A 23,389-nucleotide genomic window follows, 5' to 3' on the forward strand; every position below is an offset into this window, starting at 1 on the left:
TCAACGACGACGCGCAACGTCTCCACCTGACTGGCCATCAGGGCACGATCTGGTCGACCCATTCAATGCGCTGTGGCCGGTTAGATATCCAATGTGCCGCGATCTTCTCTCCTACGGCGCGCTGGATGCTCCGCAGATCATCATGAGAGCGGGTCCGGTGAGCTTCGACCGACTGGTGATGAGCTCGGTACTGATCACGTTCGGCAGGAGAGGCATGCGAGTAGCAATGTGCACCAAACATTCCAGCCCCTAGGTAGATTGCAGTATTCGCACAGTCTTCGCCGGTGGTGCGCACCAGGCCTGAACATTTAGGCCGTGCTCCTCGGACATCTTGAGTGCGATCTGATCTGGGTAACTGGTAGAGGTGACGTTCGAGCTGGTCGCACAGCGCTGGAGCAGGATTCACCTTTTCGGCGCCCTGTCGCACGGCCGCGTTGTGCCGAGCGAAGATGGCTTTGGGTCGCGACAACCCGTGCCCCCATCGCTCGTCGAGCTCGGCGCCTTGATGGACGATGCTGGCCGCCTGATATGCCTCTTGCGTACTGCGGTGAGCCATAAGGATATCGCTAGCTAGATCGGCGAAATTGAGGTCTGCCTCATCGGGCAGAGTTTGCAGTACGAGCATGCACTCAAGCATTTTCATACGCAGCTCGTCGATCACCTCCAAGGCGAGCGACGATACCGATTCAACCAAGTCATTTTCAGGTAGAGACCCAAACACGAAATATCAATGTACTACTAGTAGGGCAGACTTTTGGTATTGCCGAGCCATAACTGGGGTGCGTGCCCACACGCCCAAACCAAACTGATCCTGAACGTGCAGCGGCTTGGGCCCGTGCGCGGGAGCGTGTGGGCGGGAAGGTGCGGGGCGTGCGAATCGAGCGGGGGATGACCCAGGAACAGCTGGCGTTGGCCTCTGGAGTTACCCGTAACGTTCTTATTGATGTAGAGCACGGCAAACGTGGGCTGCTCTACGAACGCCTCTTCGACCTCGCGGACGCTCTCGGAGTGGATGTCACCGAATTTCTGAGTGAGCACTGAAGTACGCTTGCTGCACCGACTCCCGTCGCAGCTGCTCGGCTCACGCGGACCAAACTCATGGAACTCGATAAGCGTGGCGCAGAACTGCTGTTCCAAGTGTTGACCACGCTCAGGTTGCTCGCACCTGAAAGCTGAGTGGCGTATGCATGTCAGGTTCCCGTCCTGCGTTCTGCGACAGGTCATTTGCAAACGGACAGTCAGCGAAGAGGAGCAGCTGTCTAGCTGACTTGCCGATATTGGTTAGGTGTGACCCCGACGCGGTTTTTGAATGTAGTGGTCAAGTGGCTTGGGCTTGAAAAACCCAGGTTCGCACTGATTTCGGTGATAGGAAGCGTCGTGGTGGACAGCAATGCTTTTGCTTGTGCGATCCGCTGATCGAGAATGTACTGGTGGGGCGTTGTATGGAACGCACTGGTGAAGGCTTTCACAAATAGGCGGACCGGCATCTGGGTGAAGTCCGCCATGTCCTGCAGGGAGATGTTGGAATCTAGGCTGTCGGCGAGGAACTCGACAATCGCAGCTTGAGCGGTCTGGTCCAACTCGGTCGGAGAGCCATCTTGTCGTTGCGGCACAGGGGTTCCGTAGCGATCGGCCAGATGCCGTAGCACTGTCTCGGTTAATGCTTCTCGGAGCAGACGCGCGGGAACATCGTCACGGTCACGCACGCTGCCGATTCGCGCGACAAGCTGGTGAAGCAGCGGGTCGGGCCCGACCGTTGGGAGCAGATCTCGTGAACCAAATGCTTTGTGGGGCACAGTGAGCTGGCAGTATTGGGCGGTGGTGTGTCCGATGGCGTTTCCGGAGCCATGTTGCTCAGCCGGCAGTACCCACGCGCTTCCGATCGTGGGTGTTTGTATGCGCCGTGAACCTGCCTTTTCGAGTTCGTACTCCTTGGCTTCGAGGTTTCCCGCCAGGTGAACCAAAACGAGGTGATGTGGCTGTCGGAAAGTGCAATCGAAGGATCCGTCGATGTCTTGGCTGATGAACGAGAAGTCGATTTCCGCGGGGGACGTCATGGTTGCCGCCGGGGTGAGCCGCATCGAAATGCCTGCTCTGCGCACACCATGCCCAAGCCCAGGTGCCATGTCACATAAAGAATCGTCCCACAAGCCTGTTGCCCCTCACTTCCAGCTATCGAAATGCGGCGCTAGCTGCGAACTATGGGGCGACCGTAAAGTTATTCTCACCCCCGGTTTGTTGAGAGGTGGGCTCCGATAGACGGCCCGCCCCGCCTCGCCGTCGCTACATCTGGCTACTCCAGACCATCTGCGCTGCGCGATTTCATAAGGATGGCCGATTTTGAAAGCTCAGCTGGATGACTTGCTCATACCGTGGTCGTCGTTCGTTCGACGTGTGGCCAATGCCGGCTGCCCATACATGGTTGGGCGCTGGCGCGCCCAACCTACCGAAACCCCTTCAGTTCCCACCGCGATGCCGCGCTGGTTGACCTGCCCGAACCTGAAATTCGAAGGATGCACCAATGAACACCGTCATGATCACTGGAGCCTCAAGCGGTCTGGGACACGCAACCGCGCTGCTATTTCAGGCTCGCGGATGGAATGTCATCGCGACAATGCGGTCCCCAGCTGATCGGCCGGAACTGGACTCTCTCGATAACGTTCTGGTGACCCGTCTCGATGTGGAAGACCAGGGCAGTATCGATGCGGCAGTTGAAGCAGGCATCAACCGATTCGGGCGTATTGACGCACTGATCAACAACGCCGGCTACGGCGCGTACGGCCCGCTGGAATTGATAACGAGGGACACCGCGCAGCGTCAGTTCAGCGTTAATGTGCTTGGGTTGCTCGCCACTACGCGGTCGCTTCTGCCGCATTTTCGCCGGAACCACGCCGGGGTGGTCGTGAACATCTCCTCAGTCGGAGGACGACTGACCATGCCTTTGGGCACATTGTACCACGGCAGCAAGTTCGCTGTGGAGGGCATCTCAGAGGCACTGCAATACGAGTTGTCGGCGATCGGTGCGCGGGTGAAGATTGTCGAGCCCGGCGGCATCAAGACCGACTTCGGGCGCCGTTCCTTTGATTTCACCGATGATGCGCGCATTGCCGAGTATCAAGCATTGTCGGCGAGCATCACCGAGGTCGTCGAGGGACTCGACGTCGGCACTGACCCGACTGCGATAGCGGAGATCGTGTACGAGGCAACGACCGACACCAGCGGGCGTCTCCGCTTCATCGCCGGATCGGACGCCGAGCACATGCTCGCAGACCGAGCTTCAATGGACGACGAGACCTTCTACACAAACTTCAAACAACGTTTCGGCCTCAACTAGCGCGACACGCACGACCCTCACCCTGCGGCGGCGCGACTGTCAGGTGGAGGTGTTTTGTTGTGGTGCAGCGTTATTGGCCATCGGATGTTGGGTGGGCTGTGATGTCGCCGCTTGGTCCCCGGTTGGGCGGTGTGCATGCAGGTGTTGATTTCGAGTTCCCGGCAGGTGCAGAGGGCGTGCTGTGTATGCGGGCAGACGGGAACTGTGATTTTTTCTGGTGCCGCTGCAAGCTATGGCGGCCCTGATCCTGTGGGCCAGGTGGTGATCGATTCTGACGACAGTCAAGACAGCAGGTGTGCTTCGCGCTATACCGCGACCGGTTTTCACAAGGATGGCGGATTTTGAAAGCTTGGCGGTATTACTTGCTCATACCGTGAGCGTCGTTCGTTCGATTTCTGGCTGCCAAGCTGGAAATCCGGTCGCGCAGTCAACTTCGCAACGCGCCGTCCAACGGCACGGAATAGCTAAATCATCGCCCTGTTCGACATCTGGATATAGCTGTTAGCCAATGGACGCATGTAATCAAAGACATAATTACACAGGCCAGCGGCGGGGTAGTAGCGCCGACTTGAGCGTCGACAATCTTTGCTATCGTCTAGAATTGTACTATTGTATATAGTTGCTGCTATCGTCTAATCACGCCGAATCGCCAGGAGGACATGACATGAAGATGCGCGCGGCCCGGATGTACGGGTACAAGCAACCACTGCGCCTGGAGGAGATCGACGTACCCAAGATCAGTCCCGAGGAGGTGCTCGTGAAAGTCGGTGGGGCCGGTATGTGCCGGACCGACTTCCAACTCATCGACGGCCACTTCGCCGGGATGGAGCTGGAGTTCCCGGTCACTCTGGGACACGAAGTTTCCGGGTGGATCGACGGCGTTGGTTCACAGGTGCCGAAGTCCGCGGGTCTATCGGAGGGCGACCAGGTCGTGGTGTTCGGCAGCTGGGGCGACGGCTCCTGTCGCCAGTGCCACGAAGGCAACGAGCAAATGTGCGGCCACGTCGTCTGGTCGGGGTTCGCCGAGCATGGCGGCTACCAGGAGTACATGCCCGTCCACTACCGATACCTGATCAAAATGCCCGGCGGCGGTGACCTGTCGCCAGAGAACCTGGCGCCACTGACCGATGCCGGCCTCACCCCGTACCGCGGCATCAAGAAGCTGCGCAACTCCGGTCACCTCACGGCTGGCCGTACGCTCGCGGTCAGCGGCATCGGCGGCCTGGGCAGCTACGCCACCCAATACGCAAAACTGCTCGGCGGGGGTGCCGACGTGGTGGCATTTGGCCGCAGCGACGAGAAGCTAAAGGTTGCCCTCGCCAACGGCGCCGATCACGTCATCAACGTCCGCGATAAGGACACCGACGCCATCCGCGCCGAACTCGAAAACCTCACAGGGCGCAGCGAGCTCGACGCGGTGATTGAGTGCTCAGGCGCCGAGGAAGCTATCCAACTGGCGTTCTCCCTGCTGGCCACCGAGGGGGCCGTAGCATCAGTCGGCCTCATGGGCCAGCAGGCCAAGGTTCGCCTGGTCGATATGGTCATGCGGGAGTTCACGTATTTCGGGTCCTGCTGGGGCAATTACAACGACCTCACCGAGGTCTTGGCCCTTGCCAAGGCCGACAAGGTCAAGCACACCGTGACACCGGTGCGCTTCGATGACGTCAATGAGACCCTTGACGCAATCGGTCGCGGCGACGTGATCGGTCGCGCCGTGATCGTCTACGACTAGAGCGAACCGATCCCGAAGGAAGGTTACCGGCGTCGTCGGTGATGAGGTGGTCGCGGGTGAGTTCGACGATGCACGTGGTGGTTTGGGTCATACCTCGGTGCGGAGCCTCGCGAATACACGCGGGTGCCCGACAAAGGACTTCGGCGCTATCAAGCCGAGAGCAACCCGGCTGCCGTCACGTGGGTAGCGCCATTCATTCAGGATCTGGTGCAGGCGCTTCTGGCCCACCTGATGCCGCTGCAGCCGCACGTTGCAACAGGGTGTAAAGGACGCGGCGATCGTCGGAGGTGAGCGTAGACAACATCTGGTTCTCGATGGATGCCACCACGTGCTCGACGTCGTCGAGCATCCGGGCACCGGCGTCTGTCAGCGCGACGATGCGCCGGCGACGGTCGGTGGCTGAGCATCGGCGCTCGACATAGGGGCGTCTCGTCTGCTGCGCTGGGCTGACCGCGTTGCATCCGCCAGCAGTGCTGCTCGAGATCCGCCAGGGAAACAATCCGGCGAGCCCCTCAACTAGCGCGACACGACCCTCACCCTGCGGTGGCCACTCAGTCGACGCCCATATCCGAGCCGCATGCCCGCATAGACCTGTCCCTGGTAGGTGAAATCGCTTACTACCGTTCGGATTAACTTAGGAGATGTTACGTGACTGCATCTGACCGCAGCGGCGCTCGGACGCGATCCTCAGACACCGTGAGCGCTGACGCAGCCGAGGGGCGCCGCGCTCGCAAGCGCGCTCCGCGACGCGGAGCGGCGTACTGGGATCCAGCCGTTCGGGAGGTTTCAGCTCTCCAGCGCCTGCGCGCACAAGAGGCGGTGCGAGACCCACAGCTGCTGCCGCTGCGTTACGCGAGGATGGCATCTTCTCCGTGGGCGTACCTGCGCGGCGCCGCGGCAGTTATGGCCGCCGATCTTGCGGCCGCGCCACACTCGGGACTGCAGGTGCAGATGTGCGGTGATGCCCACATCCTCAATTTCGGGCTATGGGCGTCGCCGGAGCGCCGATTGCTTTTCGATGCCCGTGACTTCGACGAGACGCTTCCCGGCCCGTTCGAGTGGGATATTAAGCGGTTGGTGACCAGCATATATGTACTCGCCTCCGCGGAGGGCGTGGCCGATCAGGTCGCATCTGACGCCGCCCGCGCAGCCATCGCGTCATACCAGACCTCAATGGCTCAGTACGCGAGCATGGGCGAACTCGACGTGTGGTACGACCACATCACATCGGATGTCCCTCTTGCAGGACTGTCCTCGACGTTCGCCAAAGAGGCCGCCCAGACCATCGAGAAGCAATCGAAGAAACGAACCCACGAGGGCGTGGCTCGACAGCTATTGGTTACCGAGAACGGCCGACGCCGAATCTCGTTAGAGCCCCTCAAACGACTAGACGAAGGCATCCACCCAGACGAACGCGCACGCAGCTACGACCAGCTCTTTGAGACTTACCTCGCTTCAATCCCGCCCCACCTGCGGCGACTGATCCACCGGTTCGAACGCGTCGACACGGTCCGCCAAATCGTCGGTGTCGGCAGCGTGGGCATGCGGGTATGGCTGCATCTCATGGAAGGCGACAGCGGACGTCAGCTGGTGTTCTTCCAGGCCAAACAGGCCTGCGCCTCAGTCTACGAAGAATTTCTCGGTCCCAGCGAGTTCGACAACGCGGGCCAACGAGTCGTCGCTGGCCAGCGCCTCATGCAGTCCGCCAGCGATATATTCCTAGGGCACATGCGCGTCGGTAACGAGGACTACTACGCCCGGCAGTTCCGCGATATGAAGATAATTCCAAGCGGCCAGCAGATTTCCGGCTATTTACCCCAGTTCTCGGCAGTGTGTGGTCGCGCACTGGCCAAAGCACACGCCCGTAGCGGCGACCCCACAGCTATCGCCGCTTACATTGGTAACAGCGACGCCTTCGCCGCAGGAATCAACGGCTTCGCGGTCGCCTACGCCCAACAAACACACAATGATCACGCCGATCTGCAACTGGCGATCAGCTCGGGCGCCGTCACCGCGGCCGAGCGTCCTTGGTAGCTACCGACAGAAAGCATGACGGCCCCCGCTAATGGCCTACATCGGCGCTATCTCACCATCGGCCACGGGCGATCTCCTTAAATTCCTTGGCGTATTGCTGGGTTGCGGCGCGGGCGCGGTCGGCGGAGCCGCCGAACAATCCGGCTAGCAGGGGCGACCATTGGGATGCATGCTGCTCTTGCTCGTCGATGAAGTCCTGCAAAGGATCGCTTCGCCTCGATGCGTACCGCCATGTTGAGCGGCCAAACCACTTGTTCATGAGGTAGATAGGTTGGTGGCCACTGTCGCCGATGCGCACGGCCGCGAGGTCTTGATTGACTGTGCCGACTGCGATCTCGGCGCGGTCGAACTCCGTGGCGTAGTCCGTTTCGTCAGGGAACTGTTCAACGAACAAGGGTTTGAGTATATCGAATAGCCACTCGGCTACGGGCGTGTGCAATGGGTTGAGTTTCTTGAGATCTGCCAGCGCGGTGGCCAGGTCGGTCCCGTCGTTGGCGGATCGCGCCAAGGCTTGTATGGCCGGCATGGCTGACGGGCTAAACGGCTCGTAGGGGTTTACTGCCTCGATCATGGCCACCCGTTTGCCTTGGAATCTGGGGTGGCTGACTGTGTTGTCCACCAGCAGCGCGCGGAAGTTTTCCCACCGGTTCTGGCCTGTGCAGGTCAACGCAGCCACCGACACTGTGAGGAGAGCGGGTAGATGGCGCAAGTCGGTGAGAGCGTCCAAGCCGCCGACACTTTTTAGTGCCTCGGTATTGACGGCCTTGATTCCTTTGGCCCACGGCCCCAGGGTTTCCGGCGTGCCCCAGCGGGCAGCGACTTGAAGGGAGGCGCAGAACGGTGCTACCAATTGCCAATAGTCGTGACTCATTTGAGCTATACGTAATAGGTGTTGATCAAGGTCACCGCTGGCGAAGCTCATCGGGAAACGTTCGGTATCCCGCATGCAGGCAAGCATCGAGGCGATCTCCTGCGTGATGAGTTCGTCGAGCTCGATCTCTCGGCCGGGATCCCGGATCATTTCTTTCGTCAATGCGCGCAGTAATGCAGGTCGCTTCGATTCCGACGCCTCGCCGACTGACGTGCGGACCGTGTCGGCATCCACAGCCCCTAGGCCCATTATTTTCTTGATTGTTTCGATGAGCTTGACGGCGTTTTCGGCATGCTGGTCTCCGAACAGGTCAATGTAGTTGATGTCGCCCAGCCGACGCCCGGCACCCAGGTCCCAATCAGGAATGTCGCATGCGTCCAAGCGGACTGGGATCAACCAGGTTCGCCCGGGCGGCCGGAGCCGAAATTCCTCTACGGCCAGGGCGAGTTCCTCGTTCTGGTAACTCTTGTCTTTGGAAGTGGAACTGCTGGAGAAACACGCAAGAAAGGCCAAAGAATCCGAGCGGATCGCGTCTCTGATCTTCGTTCTCCACTCATCACCCGGGCCCAGCGCATCCTTATCGCGCCAATTTGGGATGCCCGCCACGTTCAACAGTGCGCAGAGCCGATCAATGTGGGCGGTGTCCTGATGAACATAGGAAATGAACGCGTGCCCGTCAGTAGAGTTACCCGCCATAGTTACACGCCTTCCACTATGCAATCGCCATCGCGTCAGCCTTGCTGACCCACATCCGCTATGGGATTTTCAAACATTAGACCGTGATCTCAAACCCCGGTTCCGGGCAGTAAGTCTGCGGCCCCGCAGCGGTGAGCAAGTCTGGGGCATGCCCCTGCGCACCCCCACGGCCGACTGGATCACGCTCTGGCAATACCGCTGTCAACGGCAACTGAAACTAATCAGATATCGACGGCTGAAAATTGACTACTTGGGCTGCTTCGTGGCTGCTCGTCGGTGATTTGATCGCATCGTCTATCTGTTCGGCCAGGATGTCGGCGTGGCCCGCGTGCCGGGCGAATTCCTCGATCATGGCGAGCAGGGTCCACCGCATGCTGACTGTTCCTTCGCGGGGATTGTCCTTGGTGTCTTCGAGATGAAAGCGCGAGGCGATCACACGAGATTGTTGGCTGGCCTGCTGAAACTCCGCAATTACGTCAGCGAGCGTTTCGTCGTCGGTGACGGCGAAGGAGCCCTCGTCTCGGTTCGAGTAGCCGTCGCACTCGGATGGGTCGAGTCCGGCCCAAAATCGTTGAAACCAGATGCGTTCGGCCGCGGCAGCGTGCTTGATCAGTGAGATCGGTGTGGTCAGCGACGGCACCAGCTTCTGGCGGGCCTGGGTGTCTGAGAGTTGCTCGACGGCCCGGATAAGCTCACTGCGATTGAGGTCCAGGGTGCTCTCCAGCAGGTTCCGTTCGCTGCCGGTGAACTGGCGTTCAGGGTGTGCCGCTGCGGCCATAGTGAATTCCTTTTAATAGTAGTACTTTTGATGGTCGCCAACGCGGGTAGCCCATCGCTCATCGTCGGGCTACGTTCTTCGCTGAGATGAATCGCGCACAAAGCGCTGAGGAGTTATTCGAGCCAGAAAACCTGGCGCAAGGAGGGTTCACGACCCCCAGTGCTTGGATCAACGGGCGAAGACTCGCGCCGCGAGGTGCCGTTCACGGCTCAGGCTAGCCAGTTCGGATGGCTTTGGGAAGTGCGGATTCATTAGTCGCCGGTGGTCGGTCTTTGGCGAGTAGTTCGCAGCGGGCGCGGGTGCGGTAGGAGGTGCCGGCGAGGGGGAGGACTTCGGCGTGGTGGTGCACGAGGCGGTCGATCAGGGCGGCGGTCATGCGGGTTATCCAGTTCGAGGCACCCACTCCACAACGCCAGGGCCGTATGCGCCGCCCAGTTCTACGAGGGCTTCATCGATCGACTCATATTCTGAATCGGTCAGATACGAAGAACCCGTCTCGGCCTGACGTTCTTTGTAAAGAATGCGAACTGCGGCAACGATTTCCGGTGCGTATGACATGAAACGTATTGTCCCATGGTCTAGCGCTAAAACGGACGGCAAAGAATTAGTTTTGGTGGTCGAAGAACCAGCGCCACTGGCTGCGAGAACGAAATGCGACCACGTTGACCCACAGCTGCATCAACTGATCCTGTGTGACTCCATCAGGTTGGTGACGCTCAGCGATCACGGCCAGCTTGTCCATGTCGATCTTGTGGCCGGCGGCCGCGTACCTGTCGGCGAATTCCCCGCCACACGTGCAGCCGAGCCGGTTCGGCCGCGATCGGCGATCAGTGATTTTCACGATGTGGCCACGGTCCACCAAGTTCAGATGATCAAACCGGGCAAGGACATCCGGCGGCTGGATCGATACACCCTCCACCGTCATCCGGCCGTTCCCATCGATCTCAGAGAGCCCGATCCACTTCGGCAGGATATCGACATAAGCTTGCGTCACACCGGCGCCGAGCATCTGATCCGAGGGCAACAAGGTGCCATCTTCGGCGTGCACGGGGCGATCAACCTCCCAGTACAAATGCGGCCAAATCGCCTCATTCTGCTCACGTTCGGACAACCACACGTCGCGCTCGATTACATTCACCACCACTGCGCCCGAGCAGTACAGTGCCAGGCCAGGAATCGCACCCGCGCCGTAGTCGGGGTCAGGTTCGACAGGGCCCACCGGCTCCACCTCATACACCCAGCCAGGCAATGGGTTTCCGACCCTATCGCGGTAGCGGGCCGCATAGCCGATGGCCGTGCCCAGGTGGCTGGACAGATACACCTTGTTGTGGTCATAGCGAGCCCCGTTGCCCTGAAACCACGGCAGGTTGTACTCGAACTGCAAACCCAATTCATTGGCGCTGTACAGGCGATCTCCCGGCGTTTTACCTGGCACACCACCGTGAAAGTAGGCCACCATGCGCTCCCCTCATTCGTGTGGCCATCACCGTAACCACCGGCACCGACAAACAGATCCATCATCCCAGGGCAGATGGTCGATTGCCCGCGGTGATCTCTGCGCAGATTCGACGTACTTCGGACTGTGCTGGCGATATATGCGGTCAACACCGGCTGTCTGGTGCAGTGCATGCCACGTGAACCAGCTCGGTGACCAGCAACTGCGGAAGTTCACCCCTACGAAACGGTGGCCTCGGGAGTGTCGATGCCCAATACTCGAATTCGCAACCGCCCGTTAGTATCTGAGCGTACGTCAAGGGTGTCGCCATCGACAACGCGGACCACCTCGGCGTTTGTAGCTACGGGGTCGGCGTGCCCTGGCGCTGTGCAGGCTGATGCTATGAGCGCGGCGGCGCTGACGCAGGCGGCTATAGCCGCGGTGATCGGGTGTCTCATACCGTTGTCTTCCGTCTGTTTGCAGTGGTGGGGTCCATGATTGCGGCGGGAACTGACAGGTCAACACGCCATGCTGTAAACTGATCTCAATCGTTCGGCCCGCCTCGAAACTTCGGTTTCGGGAGTGGGCCGGATTTATATTCGCAGGATGTCGATGCCGACGGCCCCTCGTCCGCCCAAGCCGTTCCTACCGATCGCCGATCAAATCGCTCGTCTGCAGGGGCGCGGTATGGCGATCGAAGACCTCGCCGATGCCCGGCACCGGCTCGAATCGGTGGGCTACTACCGGCTCAGCGGCTACTGGTTCCCGTTTCGCCAGCGTGATGGCGCCGACCCTTCGCAGGTGCTCGACCAGTTCGTCGCGGCTACCACCTTCGCCGAAGTCGCGGCACTGTATGAGTTCGACTGTCGTCTGCGGGCTCATCTGCAGGTCGCTTTGGAACGCGTGGAGGTGGCCATGCGCAGTCAGATCGGACATCGGCTGGGGGCGCTGGACCCGCTGGCACATCAAGATCCGCAGTGGTTTAGGCCGTCGTTTCGCCATTCCGCGTGGCTCTCCACGGCCAATCGCCGGATCACCCGCGCCACCGGACGCGATCAGTTTGTCGATCACCACATCGCCAATTACGGTGGGCAGCTCCCGATCTGGGTGCTTACCGACATCCTGGATTTCGCCGACATCTCGATCCTGTTCGAGGGAATGCGCAGCGCCGACCAACAAGCCCTCACCGCATGGTTTCAGATCACGCCTCCCCCACCTCGGCCCGGGCAATCGAAATCCAGCCACACACGCGAGCTGCGCCGTCTGCGCCAGTCCCCCGCGCTGGCGAACTGGCTGCTGCAGCTGAGCATGGTGCGCAACATCTGCGCGCACCATGGCCGGATCTGGAACCGGCAGCTGCCCCCGGTCGGCACAACCCGGCTGCGCGGTATGCCAGAGTTCACCGGTCTGCCCGAGCAGTCCGAACGACTCTTTGGCGCAATCTGCATTCTCGGGTTCCTCCTGAAAACCGCCGCACCCGCCAGCACATGGCGGGCACAGACCAAGGAGCTGCTCGCCGATGGTTTGGCCGCGCTGCCCTCGCGCAGCCACCTCGAGGTAGGGCTGCCGCCCGGGTGGGAGGCGCTGCCTATTTGGGCGGCATAGCCGACAGCCCGGTGTGCCCCGACTTCGCTGCTGGTGCGTGTCGGTCGAACTTCGTAGGCTGAAAGCAAACCGGCCTACAGACAGGATCACAACTCATGGCGCAGGGCACCGAAAAGTACGACATCGAGGCGGTGGGCCGGTTCGCGACCGACGCCCTACGGATTCGTGAACGGGTGCTCGGGGTCAGCGCCCACCAGATCGCGGCTGCAGGCGGTCCCCCGGCCGCCGAAGTCACAGCGATGGAGAACGGCGGTTTCGGCGTGATCGCCGAAAGCGTTGTCACCGCTTACGACGAAGCGATCGCCAGGCTGCGCCCTGACCTCGGGTACCACCTGATCGCCGGTTTGGCTACGGTCCACGCCAAGCGCACCGAAGAGCCCGAACAAAACCGAAAGCGCTTTGACGCGCTGCGCATCGAGCACACCTCCGGGCATTACTGCACCCTCGGGCTGGATCTGGAGCGCGACCGGAAAGTCGCGGTCTCCCACTGCACACTCCTGCCTGGCGCGCAGGCCTGGATGACGTGGGAAGACCGTAAGCACTACCGCCAGCTGTTCATCACCGCCGCGGCCCGCCACCCCGCCCTGATCGCTCTAAGTGCCGCCGACGCGCTGGCGCACCCGGAGTTCGGGGGGCTCCACGAGCGCCGCTTCGACCTGTTCAGCTCGGAGGCGACGTGCTGGATGATCGGATCGCCTCCCGTACCCGGGGTCACCGTCAACGGCGTCAGCGCCTGGGACCCGCTGGTACACATCTACTCCTACGACGACGCCTGGCAGCGCGCGATCGCGCTCCTCGGAGCCCAGCACCAGGACGTGTGGCCGCTGACGTGGGCGCTGTTCATCACGGCCTATCTGGGCAAGCAGGCCATGCACTATCCGATGCACAGCTGGCACAAGCTCAACCAGGGCGGCGCGCAGGCCATCGAAAGCGCGCTGGCACAGCTACAGGCGCCAGAGCTTCCCGAACACCCCGACCCCGAGGACATCTGGCGCACCGGCCACCTGGTGCTCAGGCCCTGGCTGGCCGCATACATGGCTGGACAAATGGCCCTGGACATCGTCAACCGGCCCGCCGAGGACTCCCGGCGCTACACCGTGGCTGCCGAAGCACGCATCGGGGCCGGATACGACCAGGACAAGGCCGTCTGGATCTACAGCGACGCGCTGACCACGCTGCCTGCCGTGGCCGGAGCCACCACATCAGTGATGGCGCTGCGGACCGATGGATTTGAGATCCACTCCCCCATACCGAACCTGATGCCGTGGGAGTGGCTGCCCACCACACGCGATCGGTGCCTGCTGCTGCGCGACACCGACGGCTACTGGCGGCCCGTGCAGATGGCCGCCACGTGCTGAACATCCCCGAACACATTGCGCGGATCCACAACACGATCGACGGACACTTCCACAACGTCCTGACCATGGTTCCGCTCGGGCCTGACGACCGCGCCGCGATCGAGGAACTGCGCCACACCAACACGCGCTTCCTCAGCGAGCACGGCCACCAAATAGCCGCGCCTGCAGTCGAACTCGTGTACTTCAAGCACCTGCGCACGATCATCGGGTGGGCCGGGGACATCACCACCCGATACCGCGAGGCCATGGACGGCGCCCAGGGGCGCACCATCGACCAGATCGCGAACACCGCCTACGTTCTCGACGGCTTCGGCGAACTCGAAAAGCATCTCAGCGCGCAGGAACCGGACAACTCACGCTAGGCGCTGCCACTGCACGACGCCGCCCGCGGGCCCGGTATCGAGACGAAACGGCGCGATCATTGGATGGCATTCCCGGTACAAGGTGATCCCCACGACGCAGCGCGGATCAACCTCGGTCATGAACATCACACCATCACCGGTTGCGCCCTGCAATGTCCAGCCTACGCACGCAACAGCGTTGTGCAGGAACGGTGGCGGCGTGCTGCCGTAGCCCCGGTACACCGGTATCGAATACACACCGTGCCGGGCCGCGAGTCTGCCGAAAGCTGCACTGTACAAAGCCATTCCGCGCAGCTTCTCGGCCAGGAGGGTCGCTGCCTGTGCCGCCGACAGCGGAGGCCCGGACAGCAGATATCCCTCGGTGCGGCGGTCCTCGTACAGCGGTGGCCGACCGTGCACGTCGGTCGGCCAGGCACGGATGACTGCTTGCCCATAAGCGGGCAGCGACGTGCCTTCACCGTGAAGCAAAAACCACGTCTGCTGCACAATCGCTGGCTCGTCGCCGGGCGCGAGCAGATCGGGGATCTCGACGGCGAACCACTGCCTTAAAGCGGCGGCTACTGGATGACGGATTGTCAAATCCGAAACGGCAGCGTGGTCAGCACCGCCGCAGCGGTGCAACACCTCACAGGCCAACGCGCACAGCACAGGATCTTGGGTGGGCCCATGAGGGGCAGCCCACTCAGCCAAGGCCATCGATCGTCCCCGGCGCTGCGAGATGGGCGCGAAGCGCTTCCCAGGTATCGATCTGCGGATTGTCGTTGAGCAACTGACGCAACTCGCTGATTGTCGTACCGCTGGCTTCCACGCCCGCGAGCATCGAGAAGACTCCAGGCAACGTGTTGTACGCAGCGGCATTGAGCTCTAGTGGCGTCACACTTTGCACAGGAGACAGGACACGGCGCACGAATCCGTCGTCAAGTTGACGTGACTCCGACAGAACGTGGGCCAAGGATTGCCAGGTGATCATTTCGGGCACCTCATCGCGTGGCAACGCGAAAGCAGCGCCTTCGTAGGCTGCGTCAATCGAACAATCCGCGAGCACCTCACGCATCTTTTCAGGCACTGCAACGGCGTCAGAGTCCTTGTCGTCAACCATGTTCCGGCCCCTCTGTCGGGTTCACTAGATTGATCGCGACCATTCTTCGGAACGACTCAACGGACCAGCCGAAGCCGTGTCCGACCGGTGAGCAGCCTGTCGGAACTAGCCACCAGCTCACGCGCAGATTCAGTACCAACCTCCAGCAGCGCCCAATCCCAATCCTCGATCGACCACCGCTGATCGGCACTGGACCGATCCGAGCGCAGAAGCCGTCGGGCGGCCACGAGAGTGCGGCGCCGACGCCAAGACCTGCCCAACGACTGGAAAACCTTCCACAGCACTAACCCCACGATCGCCATAAGAGCCAATCCGGCACTGATGGCAAGGGCATCCGATAGTGAACTCATATCGTGATCCTCTCGTGCCCCACCGACATCTCAGCGGGCTTAGGTCATTAACAACAGGGTGGGGATCGAGGCGATAAACAGGACCAGGCAGACAACGAACTCGGCGGGCCGGATCTGGCTGTACCCATCCTCACCAATCCCCGCCAGGACCGCCGCGAAAAGTCCTGCACCAGATAGCACCCCCACGAGCCCCACACCCATCACGAGCGAGCTGGCCGCGGTGGCGATAGCGCCGGGACCGACGATGAACAACACCGCTACAGCAGCCACACGCCATGCCGACCGCCGCGACCTGCGACGCCACTCACGCGATACGGCCTCCTGGATTTCCGGGTGATCCAGATCGAAGTAGCGGGCTCTTTCACGGGCGTCCAACTCCGCGACAGCATCCTCGCTCGCACGCGCGATCGCCTCAATACGCCGCAGAAGCGCCTCGTGTTTGGCGGGGTCCTCGTCGTAGGGGTAGGTCTTGCCGTCGGCCAAGATCTGATCGACGGCGCCCGGCGACCAACCCATCCGGTGCTCAATCTCGCGCTTCGCATCCTGGACAGCTTCACGCTCGCGATCGGTGCGCGATACCTCTGCCATCTCAAGCTCCCTGTGTTCGCAAGTCGGCGTACGGAGTCCCCCTTGGACTACTACTCGTCACTGAGGCGGTTGGTTGTCCCGAATCTTCTGATTCAGCTCATCGGCCATATCCGCCGAGTTCATCAGCTCTGCGGCGACCTGCCGCGCCTGCTGAGCACTCATGCAGTAAATCGACAGGTCAACTGTCCACTCCCCAACGTCGCTACCCGGAGGAGTCTTCTTCGTGATCCCGATATCGGGCACCCCTCGCGTAATTCCGGCCATCTTCGTGCACCCTTCTTCCAGTGTTGAGAGGCCCATCATAACACCCGACGTTAACTATAGTCAACATTGAATTGCTTGTGTCTTGATCGCTGTAGCTCTGTCCGCCATCTGCCATAACTGCCTGCTCAGAGGCCGTACCGGCGCGAACCTTTTTGATTGCCCAGTCCCACTCGCTCATCGACCATCCCTGATCGATGCCGGGGCGCTCGGCGCGGAGCAACCGTTCAGCCGCTACCAACGTGCGCCGCCGACCCAGTACCCTTCCCCGCAATCCGATACTCGTTATCGCAAGAAGGAACAGTACGGCGACCAAAAGCGGATCCAATATCGAATTCACTTCGCAATTCCTCTCCGGCCATCGAGGCAGCCTGCATTCACGATCGGCGGCCTTTGCGTGCGCCGCGGGCTGGGACGGTCCGGCGCGCCACCGGCGTGCCTCGACGTTGCGATGAAGACTTCGGCGCTGGCACCGCGGCGGCCTGTGTGCGCGGCCTGTAGCTTTCGTCGGCCTCGAAATACACAGGAACCTCACCCACCACCTGCAACCCTGCTTCATCGAGGTAGTTCAAAGTGACCGGGACAAGCACCGGCGAATCACCGGCTAATCCTGCAGCCACATCACGGGCAACCTGGCGGCTGATCTCTCCAGCGAAAACATGGCATTGGTCCGGGTCGTCCTCGCGCTCGAAAAACAAGCGCACATACGCCGTCCCGTCGGTGGGATGGTCTTCCCAATCTTGCTCGCCCTTGAAATACATGTTGATTCCGTTGGCGGACAGCACATATTGGAAGTACCACCACTCGCCACCGGAAAGTCCACGCACCAGCTCATCAACGTGCTCTGCGCCGACGATCACTCGCAGACGCTCGCCCAGACTCCACGGTATGACAGAGGGAACCGTCGAACCCATCGCTCAATCCTCTCCCTCGGGCTGGCGAACTTGTGGGTATTGCACTTCCTCGCGCTCTGAGACTGCGAGGAGTTCGCATTGCTGCGCTGCGGTATCGCACATCAGCGCCTTAGTTGTGTCCCCGATGGCCAACCAGACCAACGCTTGGCGGCGATAGAACTCAGCCTGCGCCGCATAGTCACCCGAGACGGACCCTGTTGGTGTTGCGGCCATCACCGGACACCGCTCGTGGATACGTCATCGAGAATCTGATTGACCAGCTCGGGAACACGCTGCGTAGCAGGACCGGTCCAGCATTCATCGAACAGCCCGCCAGTCGGCTTGGTGTTGATTTCTACCGTGGTCGCGCCTGCCGCCTTCGCGATCATGGCGAACTGGCTGGCCGGATGCACAGTGCCGGAAGTGCCGATCGCAACGAATAGTTGAGCAGCAGAGAGCTTCTCAACAACAGCATTCAGCCCGATTGTGCGTTCGCCGAACCAAACAACGTGTGGCCGCCACGACGATTCTGTTTCCGGGACATCGTGGGGACAGTCAAGGACTTCGCCCGTCTGAACATTCCGAATCTTTCTGACTTCTCCATGCATCGCCGTCACCTGATTGCTCCCTGCCCGCTGGTGCAGATCGTCGATGTTCTGAGTAACCAGGTGCATGCTCTCGCCCAACGCAGACTCCAGTCGGGCCAACGCGTAATGGGCCGCGTTGGGTTCAGCCTCGGCCGATCGCCTACGCAAGCCGTTGTAGAACCGCTGAACGGTCGCAGGATCGGCAGCGAAGCCCTCTGGTGTGGCCACGTCCGCAACTCGGTGGCCCTCCCACAGGCCATCAGGCCCCCGAAAAACTGAAAGCCCCGACTCGACACTGATCCCTGCTCCGGTGAGTACCACCAAACCTGCCATCATCTGCTCCGCTGCTCTTCGCATGCCTGTCCCCGGCATTGCTGGCGTCGCCGCTGATCCTGCACCTTCTTGATGCAATATGCCGCCAGCGTAGAGGTCAGGAAACAGGCGAGAATCCACGAAAATATCGGGCTGGCTAGGTAACTCACTGTTACTCCCACAGCGTCAGACCTCCCTAGTTGCCTAGCTGGGCTACGAACTGGCCCGTCGGATATGGAAGAGAGTCCAATCGAAGTACTCTGTTCCATTCCACAGATTCAGCTGATAATCGGCGGGATCGTCTGGCCGACGGTGTAGTTGGATGCACTCACCGCCAGTCACAGGGTGCTTGGCTACCCCCACTTTGACAATCGCTTGGTGGCGCGGCGACACGTCGTCACCATCACCCAGACGCTGCATTCCCACGATCTCATCGCCCACCTGGAGATCGATTGGCTTTACAACAACCAATGCATGTGTCAGTTCGTCTGCCTGTCTTCGACTACCGCTACCGGGCTGTGCGGATCCCGCGGACTCAGCAGCTTCGCTGTTCTCTAGGTACTGCTTGATTGAGTCCAGCGCGAAATTCAAATAGCCGACGGCTGCTCGGATGTGCTCGGCGTCATCGTCCACCGGCAAGAGTGTCGCGATGGCGCGTTGTCCCGACTTGATATCCACAATCGCGGATCGCAATCGTTCTATGTCACTCTCATCGGTACTCGGCTCCCCACGTTCACGGCCGTCTTCCGGCACCCCGCCAATCGTGTTGGACCTGGGCGCGAGGCCAGGATTCTCCGCCAATTGTTCGGCCATCTCGGCCGAGTATTCGGTCTTGAGTTCGGACAGCTTCTTCCGACCATCAGCCAACTGCGACAACTCCGAAATCAATTGCTCGTGATTGCCTTGCGCGTCTGTCGCCATCTCTAACTCCTTGCTCTATCGATCGTTTCGATGTTCGGTACCGTCACCGAACAGTGCTACCTTCACCGGACGCCTGCTCGCGTATTCACTGTGACTAGGTTCGTGGACACGTCCTCGGTGATTACATAGTCATCAGGGTCGAGGTGCGCGAACGATTCCTCGGCCGCCAAGGGCGCTGATACACGAAAGTTCTCAGGAGCCGACCAGCCGCAGACATCCTCAACCGTGTCTCTCGTCGGCCAGCGACACGATCCATCCGATGACGGGCCATAGGCTGGCGGTCGAATCCGTGACGGAGCGAAAAACACGCCCTCGGGCGTGAAGATATAGGTGGTTCCGCCGTCACGAAGGCGCTGCACGTCGAACACGGTGACCGGCCTCATCGGTTGGCCGATGAGGCCCACATACATCCGGAACGAGTCGTAACCACTTGCGCTACTGACGAAGATGACCTTGCTGCCACTCGCATTTCGGCAGAAATACTCGATACGACGTGCTTGGGTCGTCGTCGTCGTGTCATCGGTCACGGCAAATCACCTATCCTTTTCGGTCGTACCCATCGTGGACTCTCAGTTATCGATTCGCCCTGGCATGACGGCGCACCTTCGCCAACGCCACGCTAACTGCCATCGTGTTCTTCACCAGGTCCCCGTCCGTGTCACTGCGGTAGTAGGCACGGTCCATCGCCTCCCAAGCCTCCCGCATCGCGGCGTTGATCTGCTTGGCGCGGTCGCCATCGACCCAAGCCTCATTTGCGTTTATCACCGTGTGCCCCTTCGGTGTTCCGACTACCGGACTTGATTTCCATGGACTGCACAGTTGTGGTGCATGACTGCGATTCGCTCAGATGCGAATGCTCTAGTGCAACTGCACCAAGGCGCGTTGCCTGTCATCCGATCGATCAAGTTGACGATGTCGCGGTACGCACTGGCCACCGCACTCTCTTCATCCATCCGCGACTCGTTGTTCGTCGCCGCGTACTGGTCCGCGCTCACGTCATAAATCGACGCCTCACGCACCGCGTGCTCTCGTACCTCGGTCAGCACGACCACCGCATTGGGCTCAATCATGTTGTCCTCCTTGATCGTATGATTGCCGGACTAACCCGCTAGAAAGAAAGCGCGGTCTAGGCCCTTGAACGGGTCTCGGCGGACTTGCGGGTTTTCCGTGTTGAGAACGCGGTGGTACTTCTCAGCGACAACTACCGCATCTTCTGTGAATGCGCGCAGGGTCCACGCACGCATTCGTTCGATTTCTTCGTCACCGTCGAGAGTGGTGTCCTTAATCGGCGAACGCGCACGGAACCACAGGTCCCGCAGGTGCTTCCGATCGGCAATCTCCATATCCGGCGAGACCAACTCAACGAGAGCATCCTGTAAGGCCATTAGCTCTCGCCGCACGTCGTCATCAGCCTGCGTCACCACGCTCACCCTTCCGTTCTGCTCGTTCTAACTATCGCGGATTCTGCAGGTAGGGCGGCAGTGTTGCAGGCTCCCGCAAGTGCCGCGCCACGTAACCAGCATGGCCACAAACGACTGCGGCGCGGGCGGCTGATTGCCGGTTGCCTGGAAAATTCAGCGCCGCGAGGCGGTCCAACACGTCCAGAGCAACCGCCAGCTCGTCGTCAGATAGTGCGGCATCGCGGACGAGCAGCTCCCGTACGTCGCGGCGCATCCGTTGGTCGCCGGTCGACCTCGTTTCGGCGATCGCGCGAGCGGATGCAGTTACTTCCTCGACGGAAACCCCCAACGCCTGAGCAAGTGGTGACAGCCTGGCATGCGGGACAACGGATTCCCCTCGCTCCCAGCTGGAAATGCTGCTGTCTGCGACGCCTAAAGTTCGTCCCAATTCCGACTGGCTCAAGTCCGCCTGTTTCCTGAGTTCGCGCAGCGAGAGCGGCGGCCGGGCCATCTTAATCACCCTGTCCTTCATGGTCGTACGATTACCGAACTGGTGGTGGAGCGTCAGGGTCGCTGGTCGAAATACCGACAGCCTCGGCGAACAACTGCGCAACACCTCCCTGCGTAAGCACGCGCGGATCATCTGCCAGCGCCAACTTTGCCTGAGCGATCAGCTCGTCATCATCTGGCAGCTCGCGATGCGCTTTGATGTCTGGATACTCAATCGCCCACGGCAGCATGAACTCCCCAATCTGGTTGTCTCCCTCGTAGATTGCGAATTCACCTCGATTCTCGGGATCGCAGATGCCGAGGTGGTCAATCTCTATCGTGCGTCCATCATCGTGCACAAAAGTGATGATGGTTTCGGTGTTGTTATCGCCCACTGTTACTCCTGCTTCTAGTTGGTTCTTGGATACCGTTCGTGGATACGCCCGCTCGCGGCAATGTGTTCTGAGCGTCCACGCTCAGCTTTGCCGGTAGCACCGCCCTCCCGCAGAGCAGGCATGTGACGGTCTGCGACTCGTCGCACTCGAACATAGTCTCTTCACACCCACACGGACTGTTCCCGATGAGGGAATCAACACCCTCGGGCCAACCATCCATCGCCTCAATCCCCACGTCCTGGTTCGGTGTACGTATCGCGGACTGCTTGCACACTCGTTCGCTTTGACTTGCGTACATCCGAGACCACCACCCATAGCTGGCAAGCCAATAGAACCCCCATCACACCGAGCCAGGCGCCGGGGAGACCTTGACCCGCAACGCCAACCACGATGTTGATCGCACCGATACTCATCGCCAGAACTCCGACGAGGACCCCGCCACCGGGACTGAGCGCACGGCCGGACAGACCCCCTAGCAAGTTCAGCACACCCACCAGTACCAGCGCTACACCCAGGGCGATCGTGATTTCGTCAATCATGGAGCCTTCCTTACCTTTGTGTACCAAAATCGGATTGCAGGCGGCGGCCCGCAGGTGCACTCGGCGGCAGCAGTAGCCTTCATTTTCCTTGTCTCCGTTCTGATTTACCTAGGCCGGGCTAGGCGGGCGTGTCTTGCAAGCCGCGGCGGCGAAACGGCTTGATCGGTGGGAGCGCAGGCCGTGTGTGCTGAACACTTCGCCGCATCCGTTGCACTGCCATCGCTCTTCAACGTCAATGTCGAGGGCGTTCGCAGCTTCGAGCAGCGGGTCTCCGTGACACGGCTGAGTCACCGGGCAATAGCACGCCACGTCTCGGCCCCGAGCGTCGATAATCCACTTCGCGAACCGCACTGGCTCCCACTCACGGCGTCGAACGGCCAACAGCTCGCGGTATAGCTCTACCGCATGATCGACAGCACCCCCAGGATCAGCGGCCTCCGCATAGAGCACGTCCGGGGGCGGCATAGCGCCAATACCCTGATCCCATTGCACAACGTCAGACCATTTGAAGCCCACCACAGTCCTCCCGACAATGTGGAATGGATTCCCGTACCGGCTTGGCCGCGTAATACACAAGACGCCCGCCGGTAACCGCGACCCCTTCGTACGCCTGCGTTGCAGACGACGAGGGTGACGACAGTCCGGGCAGCACTTACTGTCCGGCCGCACTGCATCACACCGAGACAGCAGGCAGCTGCACCACCGGCACGGCGTATCAGCACGCTCACCGCCAAGAAGAACGACGCTCTGCGCCACTTGACTAATCACACTGCCTCCCTTTGAGTTACCGTTACCGGAGGTCGGCGTTGGTTGTGTGCAGTTCGAGCTTGACCGCTCGGAAGTGCAGCTCGGCGGCTTGGTGGCCTAGTACCGCGCCGAAGACCGTCACGGCACCCGCCACCAACGTTGCGGTTAGACCGTCATGTGCGGAAGGAACTGCAATGATTCCGATACCAGACAAGACAAACGCCATGAATCCAGCGACGGCGAATGCCAAGCCGACAGCGCGCATGATCTGGGACGCGCTCTCCAGCGGATGTCGGGCTAGGCGGGCCTGCTCGTCCAGCGACAGCTGAGCGCCCTTAACGATCTGAATCATTTTGAATCCCTTCATCGCTGTAACGGATCGTCGCATGATGTAGATCATACCCCGATAGTGAACTATAGTCAACATCCCGGAAGGAGCGGCGGTCTGGATTCCGGTATCTGCTGCGGAGTTTGGTTACCGGACAGATCACGCGGACATGGATGTGAGGCCAGTCTGCTTGCCTGGCCATGTTGTGTTCGCCGCCAGAGCTTTTCGCTCGCCGCCCCGGGTGGTGGTGCAGCCAGCAGGCAGCCGTTAGGCGG

At 60.7% G+C, this 23,389-nt stretch carries 31 protein-coding genes; 7 read left to right on the plus strand and 24 right to left on the minus strand.

Annotated elements, in window-relative coordinates; translation table 11 throughout:
• Positions 1 to 37 precede the first annotated feature (37 nt).
• Positions 38 to 643, minus strand: coding sequence for a hypothetical protein (locus tag B4393_RS21865; RefSeq protein ID WP_236743221.1), 606 nt, complete (start codon positions 641 to 643; stop codon positions 38 to 40).
• A 140-nt stretch (positions 644 to 783) separates the two neighbouring features.
• Here B4393_RS21865 and B4393_RS21870 point away from each other — a divergent pair, with 140 nt between their 5' ends.
• Positions 784 to 1,041, plus strand: a complete 258-nt coding sequence (locus tag B4393_RS21870; RefSeq protein WP_078335885.1) for a helix-turn-helix domain-containing protein — start codon at positions 784 to 786, stop codon at positions 1,039 to 1,041.
• Positions 1,042 to 1,259: 218 nt separating this feature from the next.
• Here B4393_RS21870 and B4393_RS21875 read toward each other — a convergent pair whose 3' ends face one another.
• Complete coding sequence (locus B4393_RS21875) at positions 1,260 to 2,081, minus strand: helix-turn-helix transcriptional regulator (protein ID WP_157901312.1); 822 nt, start codon at positions 2,079 to 2,081, stop codon at positions 1,260 to 1,262.
• A 440-nt stretch (positions 2,082 to 2,521) separates the two neighbouring features.
• On the opposite strand from B4393_RS21875, the gene B4393_RS21880 reads away from it, so the two are divergent.
• The gene (locus B4393_RS21880; protein ID WP_078335888.1) at positions 2,522 to 3,334 is read left to right on the plus strand and encodes an SDR family oxidoreductase; all 813 of its coding nucleotides are present in this window, start codon (positions 2,522 to 2,524) and stop codon (positions 3,332 to 3,334) included.
• A gap of 664 nt (positions 3,335 to 3,998) precedes the next feature.
• Complete coding sequence (locus tag B4393_RS21885) at positions 3,999 to 5,066, plus strand: NAD(P)-dependent alcohol dehydrogenase (protein WP_078335890.1); 1,068 nt, start codon at positions 3,999 to 4,001, stop codon at positions 5,064 to 5,066.
• A gap of 193 nt (positions 5,067 to 5,259) precedes the next feature.
• Here the strand turns inward: B4393_RS21885 and B4393_RS27640 are convergent, their stop codons facing one another.
• On the minus strand, positions 5,260 to 5,415 hold the full coding sequence (locus B4393_RS27640) for a hypothetical protein (RefSeq protein WP_157901313.1): 156 nt from the start codon (positions 5,413 to 5,415) through the stop codon (positions 5,260 to 5,262).
• 347 nt (positions 5,416 to 5,762) lie between these two features.
• On the opposite strand from B4393_RS27640, the gene B4393_RS21890 reads away from it, so the two are divergent.
• The gene (locus B4393_RS21890; protein WP_109558412.1) at positions 5,763 to 7,100 is read left to right on the plus strand and encodes a DUF2252 domain-containing protein; all 1,338 of its coding nucleotides are present in this window, start codon (positions 5,763 to 5,765) and stop codon (positions 7,098 to 7,100) included.
• Between the two features lie 52 nt (positions 7,101 to 7,152).
• Here B4393_RS21890 and B4393_RS21895 read toward each other — a convergent pair whose 3' ends face one another.
• The 3 genes from B4393_RS21895 to B4393_RS21905 form a co-directional block, all read right to left on the minus strand.
• Positions 7,153 to 8,667, minus strand: a complete 1,515-nt coding sequence (locus B4393_RS21895) for a toll/interleukin-1 receptor domain-containing protein (protein ID WP_078335892.1) — start codon at positions 8,665 to 8,667, stop codon at positions 7,153 to 7,155.
• A gap of 217 nt (positions 8,668 to 8,884) precedes the next feature.
• Positions 8,885 to 9,445, minus strand: coding sequence for a DinB family protein (locus B4393_RS21900; RefSeq protein WP_078335894.1), 561 nt, complete (start codon positions 9,443 to 9,445; stop codon positions 8,885 to 8,887).
• Positions 9,446 to 10,049: 604 nt separating this feature from the next.
• Positions 10,050 to 10,904, minus strand: coding sequence for a hypothetical protein (locus B4393_RS21905; protein ID WP_078335895.1), 855 nt, complete (start codon positions 10,902 to 10,904; stop codon positions 10,050 to 10,052).
• A gap of 582 nt (positions 10,905 to 11,486) precedes the next feature.
• Here B4393_RS21905 and B4393_RS21915 point away from each other — a divergent pair.
• The 3 genes from B4393_RS21915 to B4393_RS21925 all read left to right on the plus strand — a co-directional run bounded on the left by B4393_RS21915 (position 11,487) and on the right by B4393_RS21925 (position 14,205).
• A complete protein-coding gene (locus B4393_RS21915; protein WP_078335897.1) occupies positions 11,487 to 12,485 on the plus strand; it encodes an Abi family protein in 999 nt (332 codons plus the stop codon).
• A 95-nt stretch (positions 12,486 to 12,580) separates the two neighbouring features.
• The gene (locus B4393_RS21920) at positions 12,581 to 13,843 is read left to right on the plus strand and encodes a hypothetical protein (protein WP_078335898.1); all 1,263 of its coding nucleotides are present in this window, start codon (positions 12,581 to 12,583) and stop codon (positions 13,841 to 13,843) included.
• Positions 13,837 to 14,205, plus strand: coding sequence for a hypothetical protein (locus B4393_RS21925; protein ID WP_078335899.1), 369 nt, complete (start codon positions 13,837 to 13,839; stop codon positions 14,203 to 14,205). The genes B4393_RS21920 and B4393_RS21925 overlap by 7 nt, the downstream gene beginning before the upstream one ends.
• Here the strand turns inward: B4393_RS21925 and B4393_RS21930 are convergent.
• The 18 genes from B4393_RS21930 to B4393_RS22015 all read right to left on the minus strand — a co-directional run bounded on the left by B4393_RS21930 (position 14,197) and on the right by B4393_RS22015 (position 23,138).
• Entirely contained in the window at positions 14,197 to 14,901 is a 705-nt protein-coding gene (locus tag B4393_RS21930) for a hypothetical protein (protein ID WP_133052560.1), read from the minus strand. The two genes, B4393_RS21925 and B4393_RS21930, sit on opposite strands and share 9 nt — an antisense overlap.
• Positions 14,888 to 15,304, minus strand: coding sequence for a hypothetical protein (locus B4393_RS21935; RefSeq protein ID WP_078335901.1), 417 nt, complete (start codon positions 15,302 to 15,304; stop codon positions 14,888 to 14,890). Before B4393_RS21935 ends, B4393_RS21930 begins: the two co-directional genes overlap by 14 nt.
• A gap of 56 nt (positions 15,305 to 15,360) precedes the next feature.
• Entirely contained in the window at positions 15,361 to 15,654 is a 294-nt protein-coding gene (locus tag B4393_RS21940; RefSeq protein WP_133052559.1) for a hypothetical protein, read from the minus strand.
• 39 nt (positions 15,655 to 15,693) lie between these two features.
• Entirely contained in the window at positions 15,694 to 16,242 is a 549-nt protein-coding gene (locus tag B4393_RS21945; RefSeq protein WP_078335904.1) for a hypothetical protein, read from the minus strand.
• Positions 16,243 to 16,299: 57 nt separating this feature from the next.
• A complete protein-coding gene (locus tag B4393_RS21950) occupies positions 16,300 to 16,506 on the minus strand; it encodes a hypothetical protein (RefSeq protein ID WP_133052558.1) in 207 nt (68 codons plus the stop codon).
• Positions 16,507 to 16,880: 374 nt separating this feature from the next.
• Entirely contained in the window at positions 16,881 to 17,417 is a 537-nt protein-coding gene (locus tag B4393_RS21955; RefSeq protein ID WP_078335906.1) for a hypothetical protein, read from the minus strand.
• Between the two features lie 3 nt (positions 17,418 to 17,420).
• Positions 17,421 to 17,630, minus strand: a complete 210-nt coding sequence (locus B4393_RS27875) for a hypothetical protein (RefSeq protein WP_078335907.1) — start codon at positions 17,628 to 17,630, stop codon at positions 17,421 to 17,423.
• Complete coding sequence (locus B4393_RS21965; protein WP_330359283.1) at positions 17,630 to 18,355, minus strand: NAD-dependent deacylase; 726 nt, start codon at positions 18,353 to 18,355, stop codon at positions 17,630 to 17,632. The genes B4393_RS27875 and B4393_RS21965 overlap by 1 nt, the downstream gene beginning before the upstream one ends.
• A gap of 153 nt (positions 18,356 to 18,508) precedes the next feature.
• On the minus strand, positions 18,509 to 19,216 hold the full coding sequence (locus tag B4393_RS21970) for a hypothetical protein (protein WP_078335908.1): 708 nt from the start codon (positions 19,214 to 19,216) through the stop codon (positions 18,509 to 18,511).
• Positions 19,217 to 19,278: 62 nt separating this feature from the next.
• Positions 19,279 to 19,743 (minus strand): hypothetical protein, encoded by a 465-nt coding sequence (locus tag B4393_RS21975; protein WP_078335910.1) that lies wholly within the window; start codon positions 19,741 to 19,743, stop codon positions 19,279 to 19,281.
• A 46-nt stretch (positions 19,744 to 19,789) separates the two neighbouring features.
• Complete coding sequence (locus B4393_RS21980; protein WP_078335911.1) at positions 19,790 to 19,981, minus strand: hypothetical protein; 192 nt, start codon at positions 19,979 to 19,981, stop codon at positions 19,790 to 19,792.
• A 23-nt stretch (positions 19,982 to 20,004) separates the two neighbouring features.
• Positions 20,005 to 20,286, minus strand: a complete 282-nt coding sequence (locus tag B4393_RS21985) for a hypothetical protein (RefSeq protein WP_078335912.1) — start codon at positions 20,284 to 20,286, stop codon at positions 20,005 to 20,007.
• 30 nt (positions 20,287 to 20,316) lie between these two features.
• Positions 20,317 to 20,637, minus strand: coding sequence for a hypothetical protein (locus B4393_RS21990; RefSeq protein WP_133052557.1), 321 nt, complete (start codon positions 20,635 to 20,637; stop codon positions 20,317 to 20,319).
• Between the two features lie 31 nt (positions 20,638 to 20,668).
• Positions 20,669 to 21,148, minus strand: coding sequence for a helix-turn-helix domain-containing protein (locus tag B4393_RS21995; RefSeq protein WP_157901314.1), 480 nt, complete (start codon positions 21,146 to 21,148; stop codon positions 20,669 to 20,671).
• A gap of 10 nt (positions 21,149 to 21,158) precedes the next feature.
• Positions 21,159 to 21,500 (minus strand): hypothetical protein, encoded by a 342-nt coding sequence (locus B4393_RS27645; protein ID WP_133052556.1) that lies wholly within the window; start codon positions 21,498 to 21,500, stop codon positions 21,159 to 21,161.
• A gap of 224 nt (positions 21,501 to 21,724) precedes the next feature.
• A complete protein-coding gene (locus tag B4393_RS22005) occupies positions 21,725 to 22,039 on the minus strand; it encodes a hypothetical protein (RefSeq protein WP_133052555.1) in 315 nt (104 codons plus the stop codon).
• 108 nt (positions 22,040 to 22,147) lie between these two features.
• A complete protein-coding gene (locus tag B4393_RS28480; RefSeq protein ID WP_078335921.1) occupies positions 22,148 to 22,807 on the minus strand; it encodes a DUF4326 domain-containing protein in 660 nt (219 codons plus the stop codon).
• Between the two features lie 22 nt (positions 22,808 to 22,829).
• The gene (locus B4393_RS22015) at positions 22,830 to 23,138 is read right to left on the minus strand and encodes a hypothetical protein (protein ID WP_236743214.1); all 309 of its coding nucleotides are present in this window, start codon (positions 23,136 to 23,138) and stop codon (positions 22,830 to 22,832) included.
• Between the last annotated feature and the right edge of the window lie 251 nt (positions 23,139 to 23,389).

The sequence above is a fragment of the Mycobacteroides franklinii genome, from assembly GCF_002013895.1.
GTDB classification, from domain to species: domain Bacteria; phylum Actinomycetota; class Actinomycetes; order Mycobacteriales; family Mycobacteriaceae; genus Mycobacterium; species Mycobacterium franklinii.